Source organism: Arthrobacter sp. TmtSoilC51, from assembly GCF_055388015.1.
The window spans coordinates 439285-461642 of record NZ_AP035877.1 but is presented as its reverse complement, the minus strand read 5'-3'; the positions used below and the strand labels follow the sequence as shown (position 1 = coordinate 461642).

The window sequence follows — 22358 nt, the reverse complement described above, 5'->3', positions numbered from 1 at the left end:
CCTCCCCCGTCCACACACGAACTTCAGCAGGAGAATCTTTCATGGCATCCACGCCTCGCATTGTCATCATCGGAGCCGGGATTGTCGGCACCAACCTCGCCGACGAACTGGTCACCCGCGGTTGGAACAACATCACCGTCCTGGACCAAGGACCCCTTAACATGCCCGGGGGCTCCACCTCACACGCACCGGGACTGGTTTTCCAAACCAACCCCTCCAAGTCCATGGCACTTTTCGCCAAGTACACGGTGGAAAAGCTGCTGTCCCTCACCGAGGACGGTCAAAGCTGCTTCAACCAGGTGGGCGGCCTGGAAGTCGCCACGACTGAGACGCGCTTGGCTGACCTGAAGCGCAAGCTCGGCTACGCGGCATCGTGGGGCATTGACGGCAAGATCCTTTCCCGCGAGGAATGCAAGGCGCTCTACCCGCTCATCAACGAGGAAGACATCCTGGGTGGCCTCCACGTACCCACCGACGGCCTGGCCCTGGCCGCCCGCGCCGTCCAGTTGCTCATCAAGCGCACGGAAGCTGCCGGAGTAAAGTACATCGGCAACACCGAGGTGACCGGAATCGAGCAGTCAAACCGTCGCGTCACCGGCGTTCAGACGGCCGACGGCGTTATCCCGGCCGACATCGTGGTCTCCTGCGCAGGCTTCTGGGGTGCCAAGATCGGCGAGATGATCGGGATGTCCGTCCCGCTCCTCCCGCTGGCACACCAGTACGTCAAGACCACCCCGGTTCCTGCGCAGAAGGGCAAGAACGAGCTGCCCAACGGCGCCCAGCTGCCCATCCTGCGCCACCAGGACCAGGATCTCTACTACCGCGAGCACGGCGAGCGCTACGGCATTGGCTCCTACGCCCACCGCCCCATGCCCGTGGACCTGGACGAACTGGGCACGTATGCGCCGGAGACCATCAGCGAACACAACATGCCTTCCCGCTTGGACTTCACGTTGGAGGACTTCCTCCCGGCTTGGGAAGCCACTAAGCAACTGCTGCCGGCTCTCCGCGAAAGCGAAATCGAGGACGGCTTCAACGGCATCTTCTCCTTCACGCCTGACGGCGGCTCGCTGGTGGGCGAATCCAAGGAAGTGGATGGCTTCTTCGTGGCCGAGGCTGTGTGGGTCACACACTCCGCCGGCATCGCCCGCGCCGTTGCCGAACTCCTTGTGGATGGAAAGTCGCAGATCGATCTTGGCGACTGCGATATCCACCGCTTCGAAGAGGTCCAGCTGACCCCTGAATACGTCAGCGAAACCTCCCAGCAGAACTTCGTGGAGATCTACGATGTCCTGCACCCGCTCCAGCCCAAGCTCTCTCCCCGCAACCTCCGCGTCAGCCCGTTCCACGCCCGCCACAAGCAGCTGGGTGGTTACTTCCTGGAAGGCGGCGGCTGGGAACGCCCCTACTGGTTCGAAGCAAACGCCGAACTGCTCAAGGAAATGCCGGACGACTGGCAGCCGCCCGCACGTGATGCCTGGTCCGGGATGTTCAGCTCCCCCATCGCCGCCGCAGAAGCGTGGAAGACCCGCACCGCAGTTGCCATGTACGACATGACGCCGCTCAAGCGCCTGGAAGTATCCGGCCCGGGAGCCTTGAAACTGCTGCAGGAACTGACCACCGGCGACCTCAACAAGAAGCCCGGAGCCGTCACCTACACCCTGCTCCTGGACCACGCCGGCGGCATCCGAAGCGACATCACCGTTGCCCGCCTCAGCGAAGACACCTTCCAGCTTGGCGCCAACGGCAACATCGACACCGCCTACTTTGAGCGCGCAGCCCGCCACCAAACGGAGAATGGAACCGCCAGCGACTGGGTCCAGGTCCGGGACACCACCGGTGGCACGTGCTGCATCGGCCTGTGGGGTCCGCTCGCCCGCGACCTCATCAGCACGGTCAGCAGCGACGACTTCACCAATGACGGCCTGAAGTACTTCCGCGCCAAGAAGGTCACCATCGGCGGCGTCACCGTCACCGCAATGCGCCTGTCCTACGTGGGCGAACTCGGCTGGGAGCTCTACACCAGCGCAGACAACGGCCAGCGCCTCTGGGACGCCCTGTGGAAGGCGGGCCAGCCGTTCGGCGTCATCGCAGCGGGACGTGCGGCCTTTAGCTCACTGCGCCTCGAAAAGGGCTACCGTTCCTGGGGCACGGACATGACCACCGAACACGACCCCTTCGAATCGGGCCTTGGTTTCGCCGTGAAGATGACCAAGGAGAACTTTGTGGGCAAGGCAGCGTTGGAGGGGCGGAGCGAGGAAAGCTCCGCGCGCCGCTTGCGCTGCTTGACGGTCGACGACGGCCGCAGCCTTGTGCTGGGCAAGGAACCAGTGTTCTACAAGAACCAAGCGGTTGGTTACGTCACCAGCGCCGCGTACGGCTACTCGGTCAGGAAGCCGATCGCCTACGCCTACCTGCCGGCCGCGGTTTCCCTTGGTGATTCCGTGGAGATCGAATACTTCGGACGCCGCATCCAGGCGACCGTCACGGAAGATCCGCTGTACGACCCCACCATGAGCAGGCTCCGCGGCTAAGGCTGCCTGACCATTAGACGGCCAGCGGCCCGGACTCCCAACCTCGCAACCGAGTCCGGGCCGCTGCCTTTCCCGTATTCTTCAGCCTTTCTTCTTCAGCCAGTCCAGGAAGACACATGATCAGTTCAGAAACCATCAACGACTACCTCGCCAGGCTCGCTGCCCGCCAGCCCACCCCGGGTGGAGGTGCTGCAGCCGCCCTTCACGCCGCTCAGGGCGCCGCCTTGGTGGCCATGGTGGCCCGCTACACCACCGGCGAAAAGTATGCGCAGCACGAAGCACTGGTCACCCGGATCACCAGCGCAGCCGACCATTTGATCGTTGAAGCACTGCGCCTCGCGGACGCTGACGAGCACGCTTTCCAAGGTGTCATTGATTCATACAAGCTCCCGACCGGGACCGAGGAACTCAAGGCTGCCCGGGCTGCGGGCATTGTGGACGCGCTGATCCAAGCAGCCCAAACCCCTGCCCACCTCATCAAGCTTGCCGGTGAGGTGGTGGAACTCGCCGCGGAACTGTTTGACGTGGCAAATCCCAACGTCATCAGCGATGTCGCCGCGGCAGCCGATGCCGCCCGCGCTGCCGCCACCACCGCCCGGGTCAACATCGACATCAACGTAGTGGCCATCAAGGATGACGCTGCCCGTTCCCGCTTGGCCGAACAGACGGACGGCCTCGAGGAAAAGGTGGTTCTCGCCGCCGATTCCCTTGTAAAGCGCGTACGCGAAAGGATCCTCGCGTGAGTACAGAAGTGCTTTCCGGAAAGGGGCTTGCCGCACTCATCCGGCAACGGGCGCAGGATGAAGCGCGCCGCCTTGAAAGCGAAGGACTGCGCCCCTCCCTCGCTGTGGTGGTAGCAACCGACGTCGAAGCCACGCACTGGTATGTCCGGTCCATAGAGCGCGCCGCAGAACGCGCCGGTATTGGCTGCCGGATCCTTGATCTGGGGCATGACGCCACGGAACAAGTGCTGGCCACCGTATTGAAAGACCTCAGTGCTGAGCCTTCCGTCAGTGGCATCATTCTTCAGACGCCGCTGCCCGCGGGCGTTCGAACGGACGAACTGGTTGGGCTCATTGCCCCGGAAAAGGACATCGACGGCGCCAACCCACTCAGCCTGGGCCGCTTGGCTGTGGGGCAACCCGCCTTCGCTCCGGCTACCGCACGCGCCGTCGTCGAACTCCTCGAGCACTTCCAGGTTCCGCTTGCGGGAAGGAACGTAGCCGTCGTCGGGCGTTCCGCCGTGGTGGGCAAGCCGCTGTCCTTGCTCCTGCTCGAAAAGGACGCCACGGTCACCATCTGCCACTCGAAATCAGGCGAGCTTGGGCGCTACACCCAGCCAGCCGACGTCGTTGTTGTTGCCGCCGGGCGCACCGGGCTGCTGACCGGCAGCCACGTTTCGTCCGCGTCGGTAGTGATCGACGTCGGAACGAACGTCCTGCCCGACGGTTCCCTGGTTGGGGACGTTGACGAAGCCAGCGTCACCGGCGTGGCCGCTGCCCTGTCACCGGTCCCGGGCGGGGTTGGCTCGGTCACCACTGCGTTGTTGCTGCTGCACACTGCTGAGGCGGCGCGGAAACAGGCTGGCGCATTGGATCCAGACGCCTTGGTCCTGGGAACCGCTGGCTAGCGATGAACCCGGAATCCGGCGTCCCGGTTCGGTTGGAGGTAAGCCCATCCGCTGGCCTTGCCCGTCAACTGCCCCTCGCTTACGAAGCACCGGGCATGGTCAGCGTGACGTGCCTGCCGCATCATGGTCCGGCCAGGACTGTGGCTGCGTCGGTTGAACTGGCCCGGCTCGGCTACGACGTTGTCCCGCACTTGGCTGCACGGAGCATCGCAAGCCAGGCTGAGCTGCACTTGTTCCTGAAGCAACTGCGCCACGAGGGCGTCTCGGAACTTTTCCTCATTGCCGGAGACCGCAGCACCCCGGCCGGTCCCTATTCCTGGAGCGGCCAGCTCATGGAGGACGTCAAGGCCTTCTCGGAAGAGTTCTCGCCAAGTTGGCCCGCGGCACAGGAATGGCCAAGGCCCTCCTGGGTGGCTGCGACGTCCTGCGCTACGACAGCTCCGGCCTGATCAGCGACGTTCACATGGCACTTGCCGACCATCCGCTGTTCGCTGGCTTCCACGTCTACAGCTTCAACGACCTCAGCCGCCTACCCAGATCCGAAGGGAAGATCGCATGGCTTCCAAAGCCCCCCGTGAAAACATCGACGAGTCGAAGCTGACCGTCACCAAACCCAAGACAAAGGCTGTCGGCATTCCTGCTGTTGCCAACGCCCTGAAGATTTCGCTGGAACAAATGGGTCCGGTTCGGAGCGTGCAGACGCTGCTGGCAGTGAACCAGATCGATGGCTTCGACTGCATGGGCTGCGCCTGGCCCGAGCATGAAAAGCGAAATGCCGCGGAGTTTTGCGAGAACGGCGCCAAGGCTGTTGCCGAGGAAGCCACCCGACGCCGGGTCACGCCGGAGTTTTTCGCCCAGCACTCCGTCGCTGACCTGAAGACCCGAGATGACTACTGGCTGGGCCAGCAAGGCCGGCTGACCCACCCGATGTTCCTCGATGAAGGCGCCACCCACTACAAGCCGATTGAGTGGGACGCCGCTTACGACCTCATGGCCGAGGAACTCCGGGGCATGGACCACCCGGATCAAGCTGTCTTCTACACATCCGGCCGTACCTCGAACGAGGCAGCCTTCGTTTACCAGCTCCTGGTGCGGGGCCTGGGCACGAACAACCTCCCGGACTGTTCCAACATGTGCCACGAATCCTCCGGCTCCGCGCTGGTGGAAACCATCGGCATCGGCAAGGGTTCAGTCAGCCTGACGGACTTGGAGACGGCGTCGCTGATCTTCGTGGCAGGCCAAAACCCGGGCACCAACCACCCGCGCATGCTCAGCGCCTTGGAGAAGGCAAAGAAGAACGGTGCGATCATCGTGTCCGTCAATCCCCTTCCCGAAGCCGGACTCCTGCACTTTGAAAATCCTCAGCATGTATCCGGCATGGTGGTGGGCACGCAGCTGACGGATGATTTCCTGCAAATCCGCGCCGGCGGCGATCAGGCCCTCTTCCAGGGCCTGGGCAAATATCTCCTTGAGGCTGAAACCGCGGGCCGCAAGACCCCTGGCCTGGACACCGTGCTCGACCATGGGTTCATCAATGACCACACGGTTGGCATCGATGAATACCTGCGATTCCTCGAAAAGGTGGCGTGGGAGGACATTGTTGAAGCCACAGGCCTCACCCTGGAGCAGATCCATGCCACAGGTGAACGGCTATTGGCTTCGAATGCCACGATTGTCTGCTGGGCCATGGGGCTGACGCAGCATAAGCATTCGGTTCCCACGCTCCGGGATGTGGTCAACGTCCTGCTACTCCAAGGCAACATCGGCAAGCCCGGCGCCGGCGTTTGCCCGGTGCGCGGACACTCGAACGTCCAAGGTGACCGCACCATGGGCATCTTCGAAAAGATGCCGGAGAAATTCCACGACCGCTTGGACCATGAATTCGGGTTCCTGTCACCACGCGAGCATGGCTACGACACCGTTGCCGCCATCCGCGCCATGCGGGACGGGAAGGTTCGCTTCTTCATGGGAATGGGTGGCAACTTTGTTCGCGCCGCCCCTGACTCGGAGGTCACCGAGCAAGCACTGGCCAACACAAACCTGAGCGTCCAGATCTCCACCAAACTCAACCACTCGCACCTTTCCACGGGACGGCGGGCGCTGATTCTGCCTACTTTGGGACGGACCGAGAAAGACACCCAGCTGACGGGAGACCAGAGGGTCACTGTGGAAGACTCCATGAGCGCGGTCCACGCCTCGCGGGGCCGCCTCAAACCCGCAAGCGATTATCTCCACTCCGAGGTAGCCATCGTCTGCAACCTCGCCCACCGGCTCTTTACGGACGGACACAGCCGTTTGCCGAATACGCCGAATGCGGCGTGGCTTGCAATGCGGGATGACTACTCGCTGATCCGGAAACACATCGAGGCCGTCTTCGATGGCTTCGAGAACTTCGAGGAGCGGATCCAGCACCCCGGCGGCTTCGTGCTGCCCCACCCTCCGCGGGATGCCAGGAAGTTCGATACGCCATCCGGCAAGGCGCACTTCACGGGCAACGAGCTGGAATTCATCAAGACTCCGCCCGGCCGCCTGGTCCTGCAGACGCTCCGTTCGCATGACCAGTACAACACCACCATCTACGGCAAGGACGATCGCTACCGAGGCATCCACGGCGGCCGGCGGGTAGTCCTCATCAATGAAGCGGACATTACCGAACTGGGTTTTGCCGATGGTGAGATGGTCCACCTTGTTTCCGAATTCCAAGGAACCGAGCGTCGGGCCGAACACTTCCGCATCGTCTCCTACTCCACGCCCAAGGGCTGCGCGGCCGCCTATTACCCGGAAACCAACGTCCTTGTGCCGCTGGACTCGGTTGCCGATACCAGTGGGACGCCGACGTCCAAGTCCGTCATCGTTCGTCTGGAGAGGGCCTGAAAACTCTGGACACTGTGTGATTCGTGCCATAGTATGTGACTGATATATCTTTCCGGTAGCGGAAAAGATATCAGGGCCGAGGGTGCTCGGGCCCTTCGCCAGCCAGGCCCCTCCAGACCATCCGGCCCATGCAGACCAGCCAGCCCCTCCAGACCATCCGGCCCATGCAGACCAGCCAGTTCATGAAGACATCAATCAATGGAGAAACAATGTCTGATATCACCCAAGTCCAAGCAGATGCAGTACTTGCCGCAGCGCGCGACGCTGCCCGTGAAACCGAGACCGCAATGAACATCGCTGTGGTGGACGCCGGCGGAAACCTCAAGGCCTTCACCCGCATGGACGGGGCCTGGCTGGGCAGCATCGACATATCCGTCAAGAAGGCACGCACTGCCCGGTTCTTTGACATGCCCACCGGCGCAATCGGCGAGCTCTCGCAACCGGGTGGATCGCTTTACAACATCGAGGTCTCCAACGGCGGACTCATTACCTTCCCGGGCGGCCTTCCACTGCGCGCCGAAGACGGCACCGTGATCGGTGCAATCGGCGTCAGCGGCAGCACTGTGGAGAACGACCACACGGTAGCGTCCGCAGGCGCCGCCGTACAGCTTCAGGGCGCAGCCCAGCTCTGATGGGGGTTGGGCTCCACGCGCAGCCCAACCTCAAAAGAAAGCTGTCCACTTGTCCGTGACTGGTGCTTCGGTGGCCTGAAACCTGGGGAGGTATTCCTCATCGAAGCACCGCTCTCGGGCAAGTGGACAGAATTCATTTTCCGCACCAGCCATATGTACCAAGGAGTGTCCATGTCCGGAAACAGAGCAGTCGCCTACAAGGAACCCGGTGTCGTCGAAATCATCAACACCGACTACCCGACGTTCGAACTCAAGGACGGACCGGGCGTCAACCCGGCCAACGTGGGACGGAAGGTGCCGCACGGAGTGATCCTCCGCACCGTAACAACCAACATCTGCGGTTCCGACCAGCACATGGTCCGTGGCCGCACCACAGCCCCGCAAGACCTGGTCCTCGGTCACGAGATCACCGGAGAAGTGGTGGAGGTGGGCCCCGACGTCGAATTCATCAAGGTGGGCGACATCGTCTCGGTGCCGTTCAACATCTCCTGTGGCCGCTGCCGGAACTGCAAGGAACAGAAGACCGGCATTTGCCTCAACGTCAACCCGGACCGGCCCGGCAGCGCTTACGGCTATGTGGACATGGGTGGCTGGGTAGGTGGACAGGCGGAGTACGTCCTGGTCCCCTACGCTGACTGGAACCTGCTGCGCTTCCCGGACCGCGACCAGGCCCTGGAAAAAATCATGGACCTGACCATGCTCTCGGACATCTTCCCCACCGGATTCCACGGTGCCGTTACCGCCGGCGTGGGCGTAGGTTCCACGGTTTACATCGCCGGTGCCGGTCCAGTGGGCCTTGCTGCTGCCGTCGGCGCCCAGTTGCTTGGCGCCGCCGTCGTGATTGTGGGCGACATGAACGAAGACCGCCTGGCACAGGCACGCTCATTCGGCTGCGAAACGGTCAACGTGTCCAACGGAAACCCGAAGGACCAGATCGAACAGATCCTGGGCGTACCCGAAGTGGATTGCGGCGTGGACGCCGTAGGATTCGAGGCCCGTGGCCACGGAAAGGACGCTTCGCACGAAGCCCCTGCCACCGTACTGAACTCCCTCATGGACATCACCGCCGCTGGCGGCGCGCTTGGCATCCCCGGCCTGTACGTCACGGGCGATCCGGGTGGAATTGACGAGGCAGCCAAGCACGGTTCCCTCTCGCTGTCCCTGGGCACCGGCTGGGCAAAGTCGTTGTCGTTTACCACCGGGCAGTGCCCTGTCATGAAGTACAACCGTCAGCTGATGATGGCCATCCTTCACGACAAGGTCCAGATCGCCAAGGCAGTCAATGCCAAGGCCATCCCGCTCGAGGACGCTCCGCGCGGCTACGCAGAATTCGACGCCGGGGCGGCAACGAAGTTCGTGCTGAACCCCAACGGCTACGTGAAGGCTTAGTACGCACCAAACAGATACCGGGGACTGCGCGGCAAGAATTACGGGAATGCCGTGCAGTCCCCGATATCTGCGCACACCAGAAGCACCACCTCAGGAAGCGGACATCCATGCTTGCACAAGAAGTCGCCGCCAGCACTCCCCTCTTCCACGAACAGGAGTTGACTGACAGCAGGGAGTCAAGGCACAGCCGGGAGTTGACGGCCAGCCTCCAGCGGAAGCATGCACCCACGTGGGCGGAAGCACGGCAGCTGGCCTACCACTGCGCCGCACCGCTCCCGTCCTTGAAAGTCACCCTCGCTGAAGCCATCGGCTGCACGCTGACCACCGACGTCATCGCCCACCAGGACCTTCCCCACTATGCTTCGTCGGCCATGGACGGCTGGGCCATCAACGGCGGCGGTCCATGGACCATCACAGAGTCGGGCCGCCCCCTTTCAGCTGGTGAAGCCAACGTAATCGCCACCGGTGGGCGGGTTCCTCCCGGCGCCACGGCCATTCTCCGCAAGGAGAGTGGGCAGGTCTCCGCGGACGTGCAGCTCTCGCTCAGGAACGACGCGAAGCTGGGTGAGACACTCCCCGGCAGGCACATTCGTCCAGCCGGCGAAGAAGCCACAGCGGGCGATGTCCTCATACCCGCAGGGACGCTCCTCAACCCTGCACACATTGCCCTCGCCGCTGTGGCTGGGCACGATCACCTTCACGTACAGCGCAAGCCCAGGGTCGCCGTCGTACTGACGGGCTCGGAGGTAGTGACATCGGGTGAGCCTGCACCGGGCCAGGTGCGCGACGCGTTCGGCCCACAGCTGGACGCGGTCATTTCGCAATTGGGCGGAGTGCCGGGTGGCCAGCTCCGGATAGGCGACTCGTACGATGAGTGGCTGACAGCGCTGGCTGGCGCCCACCAGGGCGAGCGGCCCGACCTGACGATCACCACCGGCGGAACCGGGAAATCCGGGACAGACCACTTCCGCGACGCCGTGGCGGCGCTCGGTGGGCGGCTCCTCCTGGACGGGATCGCCATGCGGCCGGGTCATCCTGCAGTGTTGGCGGAACTTCCGGATGGCCGTTTCATCATCGGCCTGCCGGGAAATCCACTGGCCGCCATGCTGGCACTCATGACCCTTGGCGAACCCCTGTTGGCTGCCTTGGGAAACCGCCGTTTCCAAGGGATCTCGCACGCGCTCTCCGGCGCCGACCTGGAACCCACCCCGGGAAAAACACGGCTGGTACCCTGCGCTTTTGTCCACGAACTCGCGTTCCCCGCCTCCCACATCGGCCCCGGGATGATGCGTGGGCTTGCCTGGGCAGACGGATACATGGCTGTTCCCCCTGAAGGCGTATCGGCTGGCGATCCGGTTCCCGTCCTGCCGCTGCCGTGGACAGCGCCCATCAGCTCCGCGAACCAGAGAGGAAGGCACTCCGGATGGCACGCATGACGCAGCGCAGGAAAATCCATCGCTTCGTACTGGACGGGCCGGGCACCGAACATCCCGTGCGGTTCAAGGAGGACGTTCTGGCCGCCGAGGAACCCTTGGAAATCAGGATTGGAGGCTCGTCCTTCGCCGTGACCATGAGGACGCCGGGGGATGACTTTGATCTGGTGGCTGGCTTCCTGGTATCTGAGGGCATCATCCGCAGCCACTCGGAGCTGGTCTCCCTGCGCTTCTGTGCTGGTGAAAAGGACGGGATGCAGACCTTCAACGTGGTGGAAGCACAGCTTCGGCCGGATGTGCCCATGCCGGACACCATGCGCCACGTCTACACTTCCAGCTCGTGTGGCATCTGCGGCACGGACTCCATTGAGGCCGTGCGCAAGACCATCCACTTCGATCCATCCTTGGACGAATTACGCGTTCCCGTCGATCTCCTCGCCGAGCTACCGGAGCGCCTCCGTGAAGCCCAGGCCGTTTTCGACAGAACCGGCGGCGTCCATGCTGCAGGACTCTTCAAGGTAGACGGTCCCATCCCGGAGCTGCTGTGCCTGCGCGAGGACGTAGGCCGCCATAACGCCGTAGACAAAGTGGTGGGGTGGGCGCTCCGCCAGGACTTGCTGCCGTTGACTGGCCTGGTCCTGCAGGTTTCCGGCAGGGCGTCATTCGAACTCGTCCAGAAGGCCGCCCTGGCTGGCATTCCCGTCCTGTCCGCGGTCAGCGCACCCTCAAGCCTGGCTGTTGATCTGGCTACCGAGACCGGGCTGACGCTGGTGGGTTTCAGCCGGGGACACAGCTTGAATGTCTACTCAGGAAGAGACCGGCTGGCCAGCTCGCGAAAGGCGGTGCCGAAGGCTGCCATCAGCGCGTAATCGCGCGTGCCCCATGATGTGAAAGGGTCCGTGGAAAACTCCGTCTAGGATGAGAAAAGACGAGGGTGCAGGCAGGACAGGGCTTCCAGCCCAGGGCCGCCTGCCTGGACAACGACACGAGGCATCATGGCCGCACGCAACAACCCGGACATCGACAAGGACCCGGACGCCCAGGCCGGAGGCGTCCAGTCAGTAGACCGTGCACTCCAAATCCTGGAAATCCTGGCCCGGGAAGGCGATGCCGGAGTGAGCGAGATCGCTGAGGAGATGGGCGTCCATAAGTCCACCGTGTCCCGGTTGGTCGGCTCCCTGGTGGGCCGTGACCTGGTCCGGCAAAACAGCGAACGGGGCAAGTACCAGCTGGGCTTTGGGATCCTCCGCCTGGCATCTTCCATCCCCGGCCGGCTGAGCGTGGTGCATGAGGCGAGGGAAGTCCTGGAGGCGCTGGCAGCCGAATACAAGGAAACCGTCAACCTCGCCGTGCTGAGGTCAAACTATGCCGTCAATGTGGACCAGGCGATGGGACCGTCAACGCTGGCCACCTACGACTGGGTGGGCAGCCTGACGCCGCTGCACGCCACCTCCAGCGGCAAAGTTCTCCTGGCTGCACTGACCGTCGACGAAAGAAGCCAAGTCTTTAAGGCAGTCGGCCTTCCCGCGCGCACGCCTCGGACCGTGACAAACCGTGGGGAGCTGGAAAAGCAGTTGCTGGACGTGGCCCGCAAGGGGTACGCCACCGTCCACGAGGAGTTTGAAATCGGCCTCACCGCCATCGCGGTGCCCATTTTCAACCACGAGGGAAGTGTCATCGCCGCTGTCAGTATCTCCGGCCCGGCGTTCCGCTTCTCGCCGGAGGACCAGCCAGGCCTCATCGACGGCCTCCGCGAGGCCGGGCTGGCCATCAGCGCCCGTATGGGCTACAGACACCGGTAAGGCCGCGACGCCTCGCGGATGACGGCCACGTGGGGTTCGCACGCCTCGAAGCCAGCCGATGTTCGGCGCAGCAGATTGCGGCAACAAGTGTAGTAGCAATAATGACGCCGCAGAGCGTAATATTTCGGCCTTCCTAGAGCTGAGACCGGGTTCAAAAGCTTGCCCCTCCTATGCCCGGAATTCATGAGGCGATAACGCTTTCTACGCAACAACCATCACGATATGCAACATGGATGATCAATTCCGGCCACCCTGTCAAGGTATCGGCCAACATGGAAAAGTTCTTGACTTTGACTGTGACCGGGCGCACTCTGTTGCTTAGCGCGAATGTTGTTGATTCATGCGGAACGCTCGTAAGGCCGAGAGCCCGGCGCCGAACCAACCCGTCTCACTAACCAAATGAGGTGCAAGATGCATAAGGCCTGCCCCCTCAGTGCACTTGCTCCCGGGGAGGCGTCAGGGCTCGACACAGCTCCGCCGATCGCCGCTTTCCATGCCGGCAGAAGGCAGGAATTTCCAGAACGGCGGTACGCGCACCGCACCATCATGGTCATCGAATCGGAGGAAGCCCCCAACCTTCCTCCCGGACGCACACTTCAGGGCCATGTATAAACGCAAACCCATGACCCGCCGAGCAAAGGACCCGCTCATGGCTATAAACAGTGACACCAAACCCCTAACGCCAGAGGAGTTACCTGCCGACGACCGCTTGGCAGACACTCCCGCGACACGTAAGACCGCACGTACGGAGATCTCTGAAGAATTCATCAGCGTCTCCCCTGACGAAACCAACCCCGCAGTCCTCGACGCTGAGGATGGAGGTGCAGAACTCCTCCCGGATGCTGAAGAATACGAACAGATCCTCGAAGAACTGCGCTCCGCAAAGACCGAGCAGGCCGTATCGGCACGCCGGAACCAGAAACTTACGCTCGACAAAGTCACCTTCGGAATCACGGGCGCCATCGCCGTCGCCTTCGTGGTCTGGGGCTTCGTCGGCCGGGACAGCCTCTCTGAGACGTCCAAGGGTGCCCTGAACTGGGTCATGGAGTACACCGGCTGGCTCTTCATGGTCCTCGCCTCCTTGTTCGTCGTCTTCGTCCTGTGGCTCGCCCTGGGCAAGTTCGGAAACATCCCACTGGGCAAGGACGGCGAGAAGCCGGAATTCCGAACCGTCTCCTGGGTAGCGATGATGTTCGCCGCCGGCATGGGCATCGGCCTCATGTTCTACGGCGTGGCTGAACCGCTGTACCACTACATCTCGCCACCACCGGGCACTGTGGACGGCCGCACACCCGCTGCCATCCAGACCGCCATGGCCACATCGATCTTCCACTGGACCCTGCACCCTTGGGCCATGTACGCAGTGGTGGGCATCGCCATGGCCTACGGCACGTACCGCCTTGGCCGCCGGCAACTGGTCTCGGCAGCGTTCACTTCGCTGTTCGGCATCAGGATGGTCGAAGGGCCGATCGGGAAGTTCATCAACATCCTCGCTATCTTTGCCACCCTGTTTGGAACCGCTGCTTCCCTGGGCCTTGGCGCCCTTCAGATCGGCAGTGGCATGACCTCCAACGGCTGGATGGGTGAAATCGGTACTCCCGTGCTGGTGGTCATCGTGGCCATTCTGACTTTCTGCTTCGTTGCTTCAGCCGTCTCGGGCATCAGCCGCGGCATCCAGTGGCTTTCCAACATCAACATGGTCCTGGCCGTCGTACTTGCCCTTATCGTCTTCGTTGCCGGCCCTACTTTGTTCATCCTGAACCTGATCCCGTCAGCCGTCGGCGACTACGCCCGGGACTTGGCAGAGATGTCGTCCCGGACCGAAGCGGTCGGCGACGATGCGCTTCGTAGCTGGATGACGAGCTGGACCATCTTCTACTGGGCATGGTGGATCTCCTGGACGCCCTTCGTAGGCCTCTTCATTGCACGCATCAGCCGCGGCCGCACCATCCGCCAGTTCGTTACCGGCGTACTGCTGGTGCCCAGCGTGGTCAGTGTAATCTGGTTCGGCATCTTCGGCGGGGCCGCATTCCACGTGCAGCAGGAAGCCGACAAAGCCGGCACACCGGGCCTGGTGACCACGACCAACGGGGTCCCATCAGTCAACTTCGACGGCGCACTCTTCGACCTCGTGAAGAACCTCGGCATGCCTGGCTGGCTCACAGCAGCCGTCATCGTGCTGGCCATGGTCCTGGTGGCGATCTTCTTCATCACCGGTGCCGACGCAGCCTCCATCGTCATGGGATCCCTCAGCTCCAATGGAGCAGAACACCCGCGGCGTGCGGTAGTGATCTTCTGGGGCAGCCTCACCGGTGCAGTAGCCGCGGTCATGCTATTGGCCGGCGGCGACGAACCATCTGAGGCCTTGGCCGGGCTTCAAAGAGTCACCATTGTGGCGGCACTACCCTTCGTCGTAGTCATGTTGCTGCTCTGTTTCGCCCTGACCAAGGACCTGCGCCGCGATCCTCTGGCATTGCGCAGACGCCTGGCGACATCCGTTGTTGAACGGGCCATCCGCACCGGTGTTGAACAACACCGCGGTGTCCAGTTCGACCTCGTGACCAAGCACGACTGCGCGGAGAACTGCCCGGATACCGACTGTCCCGGCGGAACCCCCACGGGGAGCATTCCCACCGTTCGGTCTCCGCGCCCGGAGCCAACCGATAACTAACCAGCTTTTGGCCGACCAATCCACACACCAGTAAGGTCCACCATGTCCAACAACCCTGCTCAAGGCACCCTCCGTCTCAGCAACGAAGCCACAAACGATGTGACTCTCACCCTGGACGCGTCCAAACCCATGACAGTCCGGCTTGAGGTTGACCATTGCCCCTGCGGCTCGGAACATAGCCGGCCCGGCTCATACGTCGACAGCGATCTGGGCCAGCGCTGACCGCCCAACCCCCTTCCAATACAAAGAAGCAGGTGCCGGATTCCGGCGCCTGCTTCTTTTTTGTATTGCTTCGGACCCCAGGACTATTTGGATCTCAGGACTATTTGGGCATCAGGACCGAGTCGATCAGGTAGACCGTTGCGTTGGCTGTGTGCACGCCGCCGCAGATCACGTTGGCGCCGTCAACGGTGAGGGCATCCTTGGTGCCGCCAACGGTCACTTCGCCACCCTGTACTGTCTTGTGCGTTCCGACTACCTGGTCCGGAGTCAGCTGGCCCGGGACCACGTGGTAGGTGAGGATCTTGCTCAGTAGGGCATCGTCCGTCTTGAGCGTCTCAATCGTGGCGGCATCGATCTTGGCAAAGGCGTCGTCAACCGGTGCGAAGACAGTGAACTCACTGCCATTCAGGGTTGAGACCAGATCCACTTTGGGGTTGAGCTGACCCGAAACGGCAGCCGTGAGGGTCTTGAGTAGCGGGTTGTTGGAGGCGGCCACCGCAACGGGGTCCTGGGCCATGCCCACTACCGAGCCGGCGCCGTCAGGAACCTTTGCGGCATAACCGGCGCAGCCGGGGCCAACAAGATCGCGGGCCGGGTCCATGGCAGCGCTGGTCATGGCTGAAGCCGACGGCGACGGCGCCGCGGAGGTCATCTCCGGGGCTGCGGACGATGACGAAGGTGTGCTGGAGCTGCTTGTACCACCACAGGCCGTGAGTCCGAGAAGGGCGGCTGCAGTGAGGCCAACGAAGGCGAGGGCGGGGCGCTTTGTGGACAACATGTCATTCTCCTTGTTTTTGGAACCAGGGCGTTGGGTCCATTGGGTGTGGGCACTGGCTGCCCGGTGTTGCTTTTGCGTTACCGGCGTTTGTGCCTCACCAGCTATTCGGAGGTTGCAGTGGTGTGGATGGGTGCGGATTGAAAAAGATTTGAACCAAGCCGTCGCGGCTTCGGCTCCGAACTGCCTACAGATATCCGGAGCCGCCCCCTCACCGTCGGCCCGGCAACATTGGGAGACGCAATGCTGCAATTAGCACTTATCGGCCTGCTGGGCGGGCTAATCACAGGGATTTCGCCCTGCATCCTGCCTGTCCTGCCTGTCATCTTTCTTTCCGGAGGTGTACAGGGCGCCCGGAAGGTCACTGGTAGTGGTTCCGTGGCCACCGAAACCCGGCCAACCGCCGTCGAGCTTAAGGCCCAAGCCAGGCAACGTAGTCAAGCCGGCTGGCGCCCGTACTTGGTGATCCTCGGCCTGGTGATCAGCTTCAGCACGTTCACCTTGGTTGGTTCGTTCCTGCTGAGCCTGGTGAACCTGCCACAGGATCTGCTCCGGTGGATCGGCCTGGTGGTCCTGGTTCTGATTGGGCTCGGCCTGATCTTCGACCGTTTCCAGCACATCCTGGAAAAGCCGTTCTCGTGGATCCCGCAGCGCAAGGTGGGCACGGAAAACGGCGGACTGGTGCTGGGGCTGGCGCTCGGCGTCGTCTATGTGCCCTGTGCAGGACCAGTGCTTGCTGCGATTGCCGTGGCCGGTGCCACCGGTCAGGTTGGCGCCGAAACAATCGTCCTCACGCTGACGTTTGCCGTGGGTGCGGCCCTTCCCCTGCTGGTGTTTGCGTTGGCTGGCCGCCGTGTGGCAGAGCGGGTCAAGGCCTTCCGCAAGAACCAGCGCAAGATCCGGATCGCCGGCGGCGTCATGATGATCGCACTGGCTATCGGCCTGGTGTTCAACCTCCCGCAGCTGCTCCAGAAACTTGTCCCGGACTACACCTCCACACTGCAGGAACAGGTCCAGGATAACGAGTCCGTGAAGAAGGCGCTGGATCTGGGCGGACTGGTTAACGACCAGAACCGGGATCTGGACAAGTGCAGCAACGGCGCCACCGAGCTTGAATCCTGCGGTACGGCACCAGATATCAAGGGCATCCAGGAATGGTTCAACACTCCCGGTAACCAGGCTGTGAACCTGAAGGACCTCAAAGGCAAGGTGGTCTTGGTGGATTTCTGGGCCTACTCCTGCATCAACTGCCAGCGCTCCGTTCCGCACCTGACCGCTTGGTACAGCAAGTACAAGGAGTCCGGCCTGGAGATCATCGGCGTCCACTCCCCCGAGTACGCGTTCGAGAAAGAGACCCGCAACGTTATGTCCGGCGCTCAGGGCTTGGGCATCAGCTACCCGGTGGCCATCGACAACAACCTCTCAACGTGGACCAACTACCGCAACCGCTACTGGCCGGCGCACTACCTGATCGATTCCGAGGGCATGGTGCGGCACATCAAGTTCGGCGAGGGCGGCTACCAGACCACGGAGAAGCTGATCCGCGAACTCCTGCAACAGGCCAACCCTTCGGTGACGCTCCCCGCGCCCATTGAAGCGTCCGACGACGGCCCGGTAGCAGGTGCCACCACTCCCGAGACATATTTGGGCACCACCAAGAAGGTCAACTATGCCGGTACCCAACCGTACAAGGCCGGAGCCGGTGAATACACGGTCCCGGCCGACCAAGCAGCAGACAGTTTCGCACTTGCTGGCGGCTGGGATCTGGGTACGCAGTCCATCACACCCGCCGGAGCCGGCTCCTCCATTGCCCTGAACTACCACGCCAAGCAGGTGTACATCGTGGTCAGCGGCGAAGGAATGATTGACGTTGTCCGGGACGGCAAGACGACGTCCGTTCCAGTGTCAGGAACGCCCACCCTCTACAAAATTGTGGACGACACCGACATCCGCGAGGGCAAGCTCGAGGTCAGGATCCCGGAGGGCATCCAAGCGTACTCGTTCACGTTCGGATAAGCGCTGACAGAGCGCGTCAGAGGTCGGCCGGGTAACCAATCCGTGCAGGGCCAAAGCCCGATCCGGTCATCACGTCCAGCCGTCTAGCGGAGGGCTGGACGCCGGTGACAGGATGGGCGGCATGGCAATCGAGGTTCGTCCCGCAACCGAGTTCGATGACGTGAGAACAATGGTCGGCCCCAAACGTCCGGACGCCAACGTGTGCTGGTGCCTGAGCTATCGGATTCCTTCGAAGCAAAATCTTGCGCTCCAGCGGGAAGAGCGGGGAAAGTTCGTCGAGAAGCTGGTGGCGGAGGATCCGCCGCCAGGGGTTCTCGCTTACGACGGCGGCGAAGTAGTTGGGTGGGCAGCCGTTCACCCACGCGCCGACACCAGCTTCGCAACCAACCGAAAGATCCCACACGTGGACGACGCCAATGTGTGGTCCATTTGGTGCATCCGGGTGCGGCCTGGGCATCGAGGCAAGGGCATCTCCCATCATCTGTTGAAGGGTGCCATTGATATGGCCCGCGAGTATGGTGCGCCAGCCGTTGAGGGCTACCCCGTGGACAACAAGGGCAGCAAAGTGGACTTGACCATGGCGTACGTTGGCACCCGCAGGCTGTTCGAGAAAGCCGGCTTCACAAAGGTCGCCGAAACAACGTCCATCCTCAACGGCTTCCCGAGGGTCCTCATGCGCCTGGACCTGCGCTAACCCTTGCAGCTGAGTCAGCCTTGCAGTTTCGCCGTCATTCGGTGGGCTTCCTCCAGCAGCAATTTGCCCAGGACGTCCTGCCGATCCGGACGGAAGCGGGGTTCGATCCCTGTCAAGGACAAGGCCCACGCCGGCCGCCCTTGTTGGTCAAAAACCGCAGCCCCCATCCCCCAACTGCCTTCCAGGACCAGGCCGGGATTCACTGAATAACCCGCCAGACGGGTGCTCTCCAGGTTGGCCCGCACCACGTCCGCCGTGTGGCCGGCAGCGAAGGCACCAGCATGCATGTCCCAGTCGGCGAGAAATGCTTCCTGTTCCTCAGGCGGCAGGAAGGCCATAATGGCCGTCCCTGCGGAGGCGACTCCCAGCGGAAAGCGCACGCCTTCATGCAGCACGAAGGACCTCACAGGGAACGAGCCCTCCTCGCGCAGCACGCAGACGGTTTCGTTCCCACGACGGATGGAGAAGAAGGCACTCTCGCCAGTCTCGGCGGCCAATCTGCGCAGCGACGGCCGGGCAAGGTCCTCCATGGGGAACCTGGCGGCAGCTACCGAACCCAGCAGGAAGATTTCCGGACCAAGAACCCATTTCCCCGCGGCGGAATCGTGTTCCAGCAAGCCCTCAGCGGCAAGGGACGTCAGAAGTCGGTGCACAGTTGGCCTGGTCAGCCCTGACTCCCGAACCAATCCGGCCAGCGAGGTCCCGTCAGGCTTGCGCCCCACCAACCTCAGCAGCAGGGCAACGCGGCCCACCACTTGGGCGCCCTGCACCGGGCTCTGCAAAGATTTCTGCTCCGTCAAGGCCAGCTCCTAAAGATTTCATCCACAATATGGACACAATCGAGCCTACCGTCCACACCATGAGTAGCCAAGCATTGCGACCGTTGACGCGGCCCGGGATGAATCCTAGGCTCCTCTACAGGTCACCCCGTCCACAAAGTGGATACATCCACCACAAAGGCTCAAAGAGGAGTTCCACATGTCGAAGATGCACGCCAGCGCAACGCAAGCGCTCCAGGACCTGATGGCAGACGGCCTGACCATCGCCGTCGGGGGTTTCGGCCTGAGTGGCATCCCCGCGGACCTGATCGACGCCGTCCGCGAGTCGGGGGCCAAGGACCTAACTATCGTCTCGAACAACATGGGCGTGGATGGCAAGGGCTTGGGTGTGCTGATCGAGTCCGGCCAGGTCCGGAAGGTCATCGCATCCTACGTCGGTGAGAATAAGCTCTTCGCAGAGCAATATCTCGCAGGCCAACTCGAAGTCGAATTCACTCCGCAGGGCACACTGGCGGAGCGTCTCCGCGCCGGCGGCGCCGGCATCCCCGCCTTCTACACGCGGACCGGCGTGGGCACCCTGGTTGCCGAGGGCAAGCCGCTGGAAGAGTTCGACGGCGTAACGTACGTCCGCGAGCGCGCCATCACCGCCGACGTCGCACTGGTTCATGCCCACACCGCGGACACGGACGGAAACCTGATCTACCGCTACACCGCCCGCAACTTCAACCCTGTGGTGGCGACCGCGGGCGCCATCACCATCGCGGAGGCAGAGGTCATTGTGCAGCCCGGCGAGCTTGACCCCAATCACATCGTCACCCCGGGCGTCTACGTCCAAAGGCTTGTGCAGGCCAGCGCACGGGTCAAGGACATCGAACAGCGAACAGTCCGCCCCCGGCCCGAAGCACTGGCCGTCTAACGCTTACCAGGAACAAGGAGCACAATCATGGCTTGGACACGAGACCAGATGGCCGCCATCGCGGCTGAAGAATTGCACGACGGCGACTACGTCAACCTCGGCATCGGCATCCCCACACTGGTGGCCAATAACCTGCCCGAGGACGTGCGGGTTGTCCTTCAGAGCGAGAACGGCCTGCTGGGCATGGGCGCATTCCCGTATGAGGGCGAGGAAGACGCCGACCTCATCAACGCTGGCAAGCAGACGGTCACCATCACTTCCGGCGGCAGCATCTTCGACTCCGCTACCTCGTTCGGCATGATCCGCGGCGGCCACGTGAAGGTGGCCATCCTTGGCGCGATGCAGGTGTCGGGCAGCGGCGATCTCGCCAACTGGACCATCCCCGGCAAGATGGTCAAGGGCATGGGCGGCGCGATGGACCTGGTGGCGGGGACACCGCGAGTGGTGGTCCTCACCGAGCACAACGCCAAGGACGGCTCGGCCAAGATCGTCACCGAATGCACGCTCCCGCTGACGGGGCTGAAGTGCGTTGACCGGATCATCACGGACCTCGCCGTTTTCGACATCGAGGACAACCACGACGGCGGTACGCGCCTGCTGCTGACCCGCCTCGCCCCGGGAGTCACTGTGGAAGAGATCCGCAGCAAGACCGGAGCGGAATTCGCTGTCGCGCTCGAGTCTGAAGAAGAAAGCACCCTCGAAGGAGTAAGCGCATGAGCCTGAAAGACCAGTTCGGCAAGGACGTCCTGCTCACAGGATGGGGCCACAGCAAATTTGGCAAGCTCACAGATGAGACCTTGGAGTCCCTGATAGTGCAGGTGGCCGGCGAAGCCATCCGTAACTCGGGGCTGGAGCCGAAGGACATCGACGAGATCTACCTCGGCCAGTTCAACTCAGGCATGCAGCCGCTGGGTTTCACGTCGTCCTTGGCACTCCAGCTCTCAGGAGATCTGGCCAACGTTCCCGCGACGCGCACCGAGAATGCTTGTGCTTCCGGTTCCGCCGCGTTCCAGCAAGGTGTGAAGGCAGTGCTCGCCGGGACTGCGCGCAATGTTTTGGTGATCGGCGCCGAAAAGATGACCGACGCCGGGGCGGACGTGGTGGGAGCAGCCCTCCTTGGCGCTTCCTACGAAATGGCCGGAAAGGCCTCAACCACCGGGTTCACCGGGCTGTTCGCCGAGGTCGCCAAGCATTACGGGAAGCGCTACGGCTCGTCCATCAGCGGCCCGGGTTACGAGGCCGGACTGGGTGATGTCCTAGGTTCCATCGCCGCAAAGAACCACCACAACGGCATGGACAACCCCTACGCCCAGATGCACCGGGACTTCGGCGAAGAATTCTGCCGAACCGTTTCAGACAAGAACCCCATGGTTGCCGAACCCTTGCGCCGCACGGATTGTTCGCCGGTCTCGGACGGTGCTGCCGCCGTCGTGATTTCAACGTCGGCAACCGCCGGTGCAACTGCACCGGTCCGCCTGGCTGGTTTCGGACATGCCAACGACTTCTTCCCGGCAGAACGCCGCGACCCCACCGAATTCGCGGCCACGCGTGTTTCCTGGGAGCGCGCGCTGGGCATGGCCGGGGTGGGTATTGAGGACCTGGACTTCGCCGAGGTGCACGACTGCTTCACCATCGCCGAGCTCATCATGTACGAGGCCATGGGACTGACACCACGCGGCGAAGGTTCGCGCGCCGTCAAAGAGGGCTGGGTCTACAAGGACGGCAAGCTGCCCGTCAACGTCTCCGGCGGGCTGAAGGCCAAGGGCCACCCCGTCGGCGCCACCGGCGTGTCGCAGCATGTGATTGCGGCCATGCAGCTCACGGGAACCGCCGGCGCCATGCAACTTCCCAACGCCCGGCGCGGCGCTGTCCAGAACATGGGCGGCGTGGGCATCGCCAACTACGTGAGCGTGCTGGAGGCGGTCTAACCCAAGTAAGTCGCAGCTGTGCGCGTTTTGAGGGCTGAAAACGCGCACAGCTGCGACTCAGTT

19 protein-coding genes are annotated in these 22358 nt (G+C 62.7%); 17 read left to right on the top strand and 2 right to left on the bottom strand.

Annotation, left to right across the window (positions count from 1 at the left end):
- Nucleotides 1-41: 41 nt before the first annotated feature.
- From ACZ5G6_RS02285 to ACZ5G6_RS02230, 12 genes are all read left to right on the top strand, one after another.
- Nucleotides 42-2534: a GcvT family protein gene (locus ACZ5G6_RS02285; RefSeq protein ID WP_498689103.1), complete on the top strand. Its 2493-nt coding sequence runs from the start codon at nt 42-44 to the stop codon at nt 2532-2534.
- Between the two features lie 116 nt (nt 2535-2650).
- Nucleotides 2651-3277 (top strand): cyclodeaminase/cyclohydrolase family protein, encoded by a 627-nt coding sequence (locus tag ACZ5G6_RS02280; RefSeq protein ID WP_223935584.1) that lies wholly within the window; start codon nt 2651-2653, stop codon nt 3275-3277.
- Nucleotides 3274-4164 (top strand): bifunctional 5,10-methylenetetrahydrofolate dehydrogenase/5,10-methenyltetrahydrofolate cyclohydrolase, encoded by an 891-nt coding sequence (locus ACZ5G6_RS02275; protein ID WP_498689100.1) that lies wholly within the window; start codon nt 3274-3276, stop codon nt 4162-4164. Before ACZ5G6_RS02280 ends, ACZ5G6_RS02275 begins: the two co-directional genes overlap by 4 nt.
- Before the next feature lie 2 nt (nt 4165-4166).
- Entirely contained in the window at nt 4167-4613 is a 447-nt protein-coding gene (locus ACZ5G6_RS02270) for a hypothetical protein (RefSeq protein WP_223935582.1), read from the top strand.
- Nucleotides 4614-4719: 106 nt separating this feature from the next.
- Nucleotides 4720-7038 carry an FdhF/YdeP family oxidoreductase gene (locus ACZ5G6_RS02265; protein ID WP_498689099.1) on the top strand — a complete coding sequence of 773 codons (2319 nt, stop codon included), beginning with the start codon at nt 4720-4722 and terminating at the stop codon, nt 7036-7038.
- 209 nt (nt 7039-7247) lie between these two features.
- Nucleotides 7248-7670, top strand: a complete 423-nt coding sequence (locus ACZ5G6_RS02260) for a GlcG/HbpS family heme-binding protein (RefSeq protein ID WP_223935580.1) — start codon at nt 7248-7250, stop codon at nt 7668-7670.
- A gap of 171 nt (nt 7671-7841) precedes the next feature.
- Nucleotides 7842-9059, top strand: a complete 1218-nt coding sequence (gene fdhA, locus ACZ5G6_RS02255; RefSeq protein ID WP_223935579.1) for a formaldehyde dehydrogenase, glutathione-independent — start codon at nt 7842-7844, stop codon at nt 9057-9059.
- A gap of 107 nt (nt 9060-9166) precedes the next feature.
- Nucleotides 9167-10495 carry a molybdopterin molybdotransferase MoeA gene (locus ACZ5G6_RS02250; protein ID WP_498689096.1) on the top strand — a complete coding sequence of 443 codons (1329 nt, stop codon included), beginning with the start codon at nt 9167-9169 and terminating at the stop codon, nt 10493-10495.
- Entirely contained in the window at nt 10483-11361 is an 879-nt protein-coding gene (gene fdhD, locus ACZ5G6_RS02245; protein WP_498689095.1) for a formate dehydrogenase accessory sulfurtransferase FdhD, read from the top strand. Before ACZ5G6_RS02250 ends, fdhD begins: the two co-directional genes overlap by 13 nt.
- 126 nt (nt 11362-11487) lie before the next feature.
- Nucleotides 11488-12294: an IclR family transcriptional regulator gene (locus ACZ5G6_RS02240; protein WP_223935576.1), complete on the top strand. Its 807-nt coding sequence runs from the start codon at nt 11488-11490 to the stop codon at nt 12292-12294.
- A 649-nt stretch (nt 12295-12943) separates the two neighbouring features.
- Entirely contained in the window at nt 12944-14965 is a 2022-nt protein-coding gene (locus tag ACZ5G6_RS02235) for a BCCT family transporter (protein WP_223935575.1), read from the top strand.
- 42 nt (nt 14966-15007) lie between these two features.
- Complete coding sequence (locus ACZ5G6_RS02230; RefSeq protein WP_498689091.1) at nt 15008-15187, top strand: hypothetical protein; 180 nt, start codon at nt 15008-15010, stop codon at nt 15185-15187.
- Nucleotides 15188-15287: 100 nt separating this feature from the next.
- Here ACZ5G6_RS02230 and ACZ5G6_RS02225 read toward each other — a convergent pair whose 3' ends face one another.
- Nucleotides 15288-15965 (bottom strand): fasciclin domain-containing protein, encoded by a 678-nt coding sequence (locus tag ACZ5G6_RS02225; RefSeq protein ID WP_223935574.1) that lies wholly within the window; start codon nt 15963-15965, stop codon nt 15288-15290.
- A 240-nt stretch (nt 15966-16205) separates the two neighbouring features.
- Between ACZ5G6_RS02225 and ACZ5G6_RS02220 the strand changes: the two genes are divergently transcribed.
- Entirely contained in the window at nt 16206-17978 is a 1773-nt protein-coding gene (locus ACZ5G6_RS02220; RefSeq protein WP_498689088.1) for a cytochrome c biogenesis protein DipZ, read from the top strand.
- 121 nt (nt 17979-18099) lie between these two features.
- Nucleotides 18100-18672 carry a GNAT family N-acetyltransferase gene (locus tag ACZ5G6_RS02215; RefSeq protein ID WP_498689086.1) on the top strand — a complete coding sequence of 191 codons (573 nt, stop codon included), beginning with the start codon at nt 18100-18102 and terminating at the stop codon, nt 18670-18672.
- A 14-nt stretch (nt 18673-18686) separates the two neighbouring features.
- On the opposite strand, the gene ACZ5G6_RS02210 is transcribed toward ACZ5G6_RS02215, so the two are convergent.
- Complete coding sequence (locus tag ACZ5G6_RS02210; protein ID WP_498689085.1) at nt 18687-19472, bottom strand: IclR family transcriptional regulator; 786 nt, start codon at nt 19470-19472, stop codon at nt 18687-18689.
- Between the two features lie 178 nt (nt 19473-19650).
- Between ACZ5G6_RS02210 and ACZ5G6_RS02205 the strand changes: the two genes are divergently transcribed.
- The 3 genes from ACZ5G6_RS02205 to ACZ5G6_RS02195 are packed head-to-tail and all read left to right on the top strand — an operon-like array spanning nt 19651 to nt 22295.
- The gene (locus tag ACZ5G6_RS02205) at nt 19651-20367 is read left to right on the top strand and encodes a CoA transferase subunit A (RefSeq protein WP_498689084.1); all 717 of its coding nucleotides are present in this window, start codon (nt 19651-19653) and stop codon (nt 20365-20367) included.
- Between the two features lie 27 nt (nt 20368-20394).
- Entirely contained in the window at nt 20395-21084 is a 690-nt protein-coding gene (locus ACZ5G6_RS02200; RefSeq protein ID WP_498689082.1) for a CoA transferase subunit B, read from the top strand.
- Nucleotides 21081-22295 carry an acetyl-CoA acetyltransferase gene (locus ACZ5G6_RS02195; RefSeq protein ID WP_498689080.1) on the top strand — a complete coding sequence of 405 codons (1215 nt, stop codon included), beginning with the start codon at nt 21081-21083 and terminating at the stop codon, nt 22293-22295. Before ACZ5G6_RS02200 ends, ACZ5G6_RS02195 begins: the two co-directional genes overlap by 4 nt.
- Nucleotides 22296-22358: the final 63 nt, after the last annotated feature.

Coding starts and splice junctions, on each gene's coding strand:
- ACZ5G6_RS02280 (WP_223935584.1), top strand. CDS start 2,651: ATGATCAGTTCAGAAACCATCAACGACTACCTCGCCAGGCTCGCTGCC.
- ACZ5G6_RS02200 (WP_498689082.1), top strand. CDS start 20,395: ATGGCTTGGACACGAGACCAGATGGCCGCCATCGCGGCTGAAGAATTG.
- ACZ5G6_RS02270 (WP_223935582.1), top strand. CDS start 4,167: ATGAACCCGGAATCCGGCGTCCCGGTTCGGTTGGAGGTAAGCCCATCC.
- ACZ5G6_RS02225 (WP_223935574.1), bottom strand. CDS start 15,965: ATGTTGTCCACAAAGCGCCCCGCCCTCGCCTTCGTTGGCCTCACTGCA.
- ACZ5G6_RS02265 (WP_498689099.1), top strand. CDS start 4,720: ATGGCTTCCAAAGCCCCCCGTGAAAACATCGACGAGTCGAAGCTGACC.
- ACZ5G6_RS02260 (WP_223935580.1), top strand. CDS start 7,248: ATGTCTGATATCACCCAAGTCCAAGCAGATGCAGTACTTGCCGCAGCG.
- fdhA (WP_223935579.1), top strand. CDS start 7,842: ATGTCCGGAAACAGAGCAGTCGCCTACAAGGAACCCGGTGTCGTCGAA.
- ACZ5G6_RS02250 (WP_498689096.1), top strand. CDS start 9,167: ATGCTTGCACAAGAAGTCGCCGCCAGCACTCCCCTCTTCCACGAACAG.
- ACZ5G6_RS02215 (WP_498689086.1), top strand. CDS start 18,100: ATGGCAATCGAGGTTCGTCCCGCAACCGAGTTCGATGACGTGAGAACA.
- ACZ5G6_RS02240 (WP_223935576.1), top strand. CDS start 11,488: ATGGCCGCACGCAACAACCCGGACATCGACAAGGACCCGGACGCCCAG.
- fdhD (WP_498689095.1), top strand. CDS start 10,483: ATGGCACGCATGACGCAGCGCAGGAAAATCCATCGCTTCGTACTGGAC.
- ACZ5G6_RS02285 (WP_498689103.1), top strand. CDS start 42: ATGGCATCCACGCCTCGCATTGTCATCATCGGAGCCGGGATTGTCGGC.
- ACZ5G6_RS02235 (WP_223935575.1), top strand. CDS start 12,944: ATGGCTATAAACAGTGACACCAAACCCCTAACGCCAGAGGAGTTACCT.
- ACZ5G6_RS02220 (WP_498689088.1), top strand. CDS start 16,206: ATGCTGCAATTAGCACTTATCGGCCTGCTGGGCGGGCTAATCACAGGG.
- ACZ5G6_RS02230 (WP_498689091.1), top strand. CDS start 15,008: ATGTCCAACAACCCTGCTCAAGGCACCCTCCGTCTCAGCAACGAAGCC.
- ACZ5G6_RS02205 (WP_498689084.1), top strand. CDS start 19,651: ATGTCGAAGATGCACGCCAGCGCAACGCAAGCGCTCCAGGACCTGATG.
- ACZ5G6_RS02195 (WP_498689080.1), top strand. CDS start 21,081: ATGAGCCTGAAAGACCAGTTCGGCAAGGACGTCCTGCTCACAGGATGG.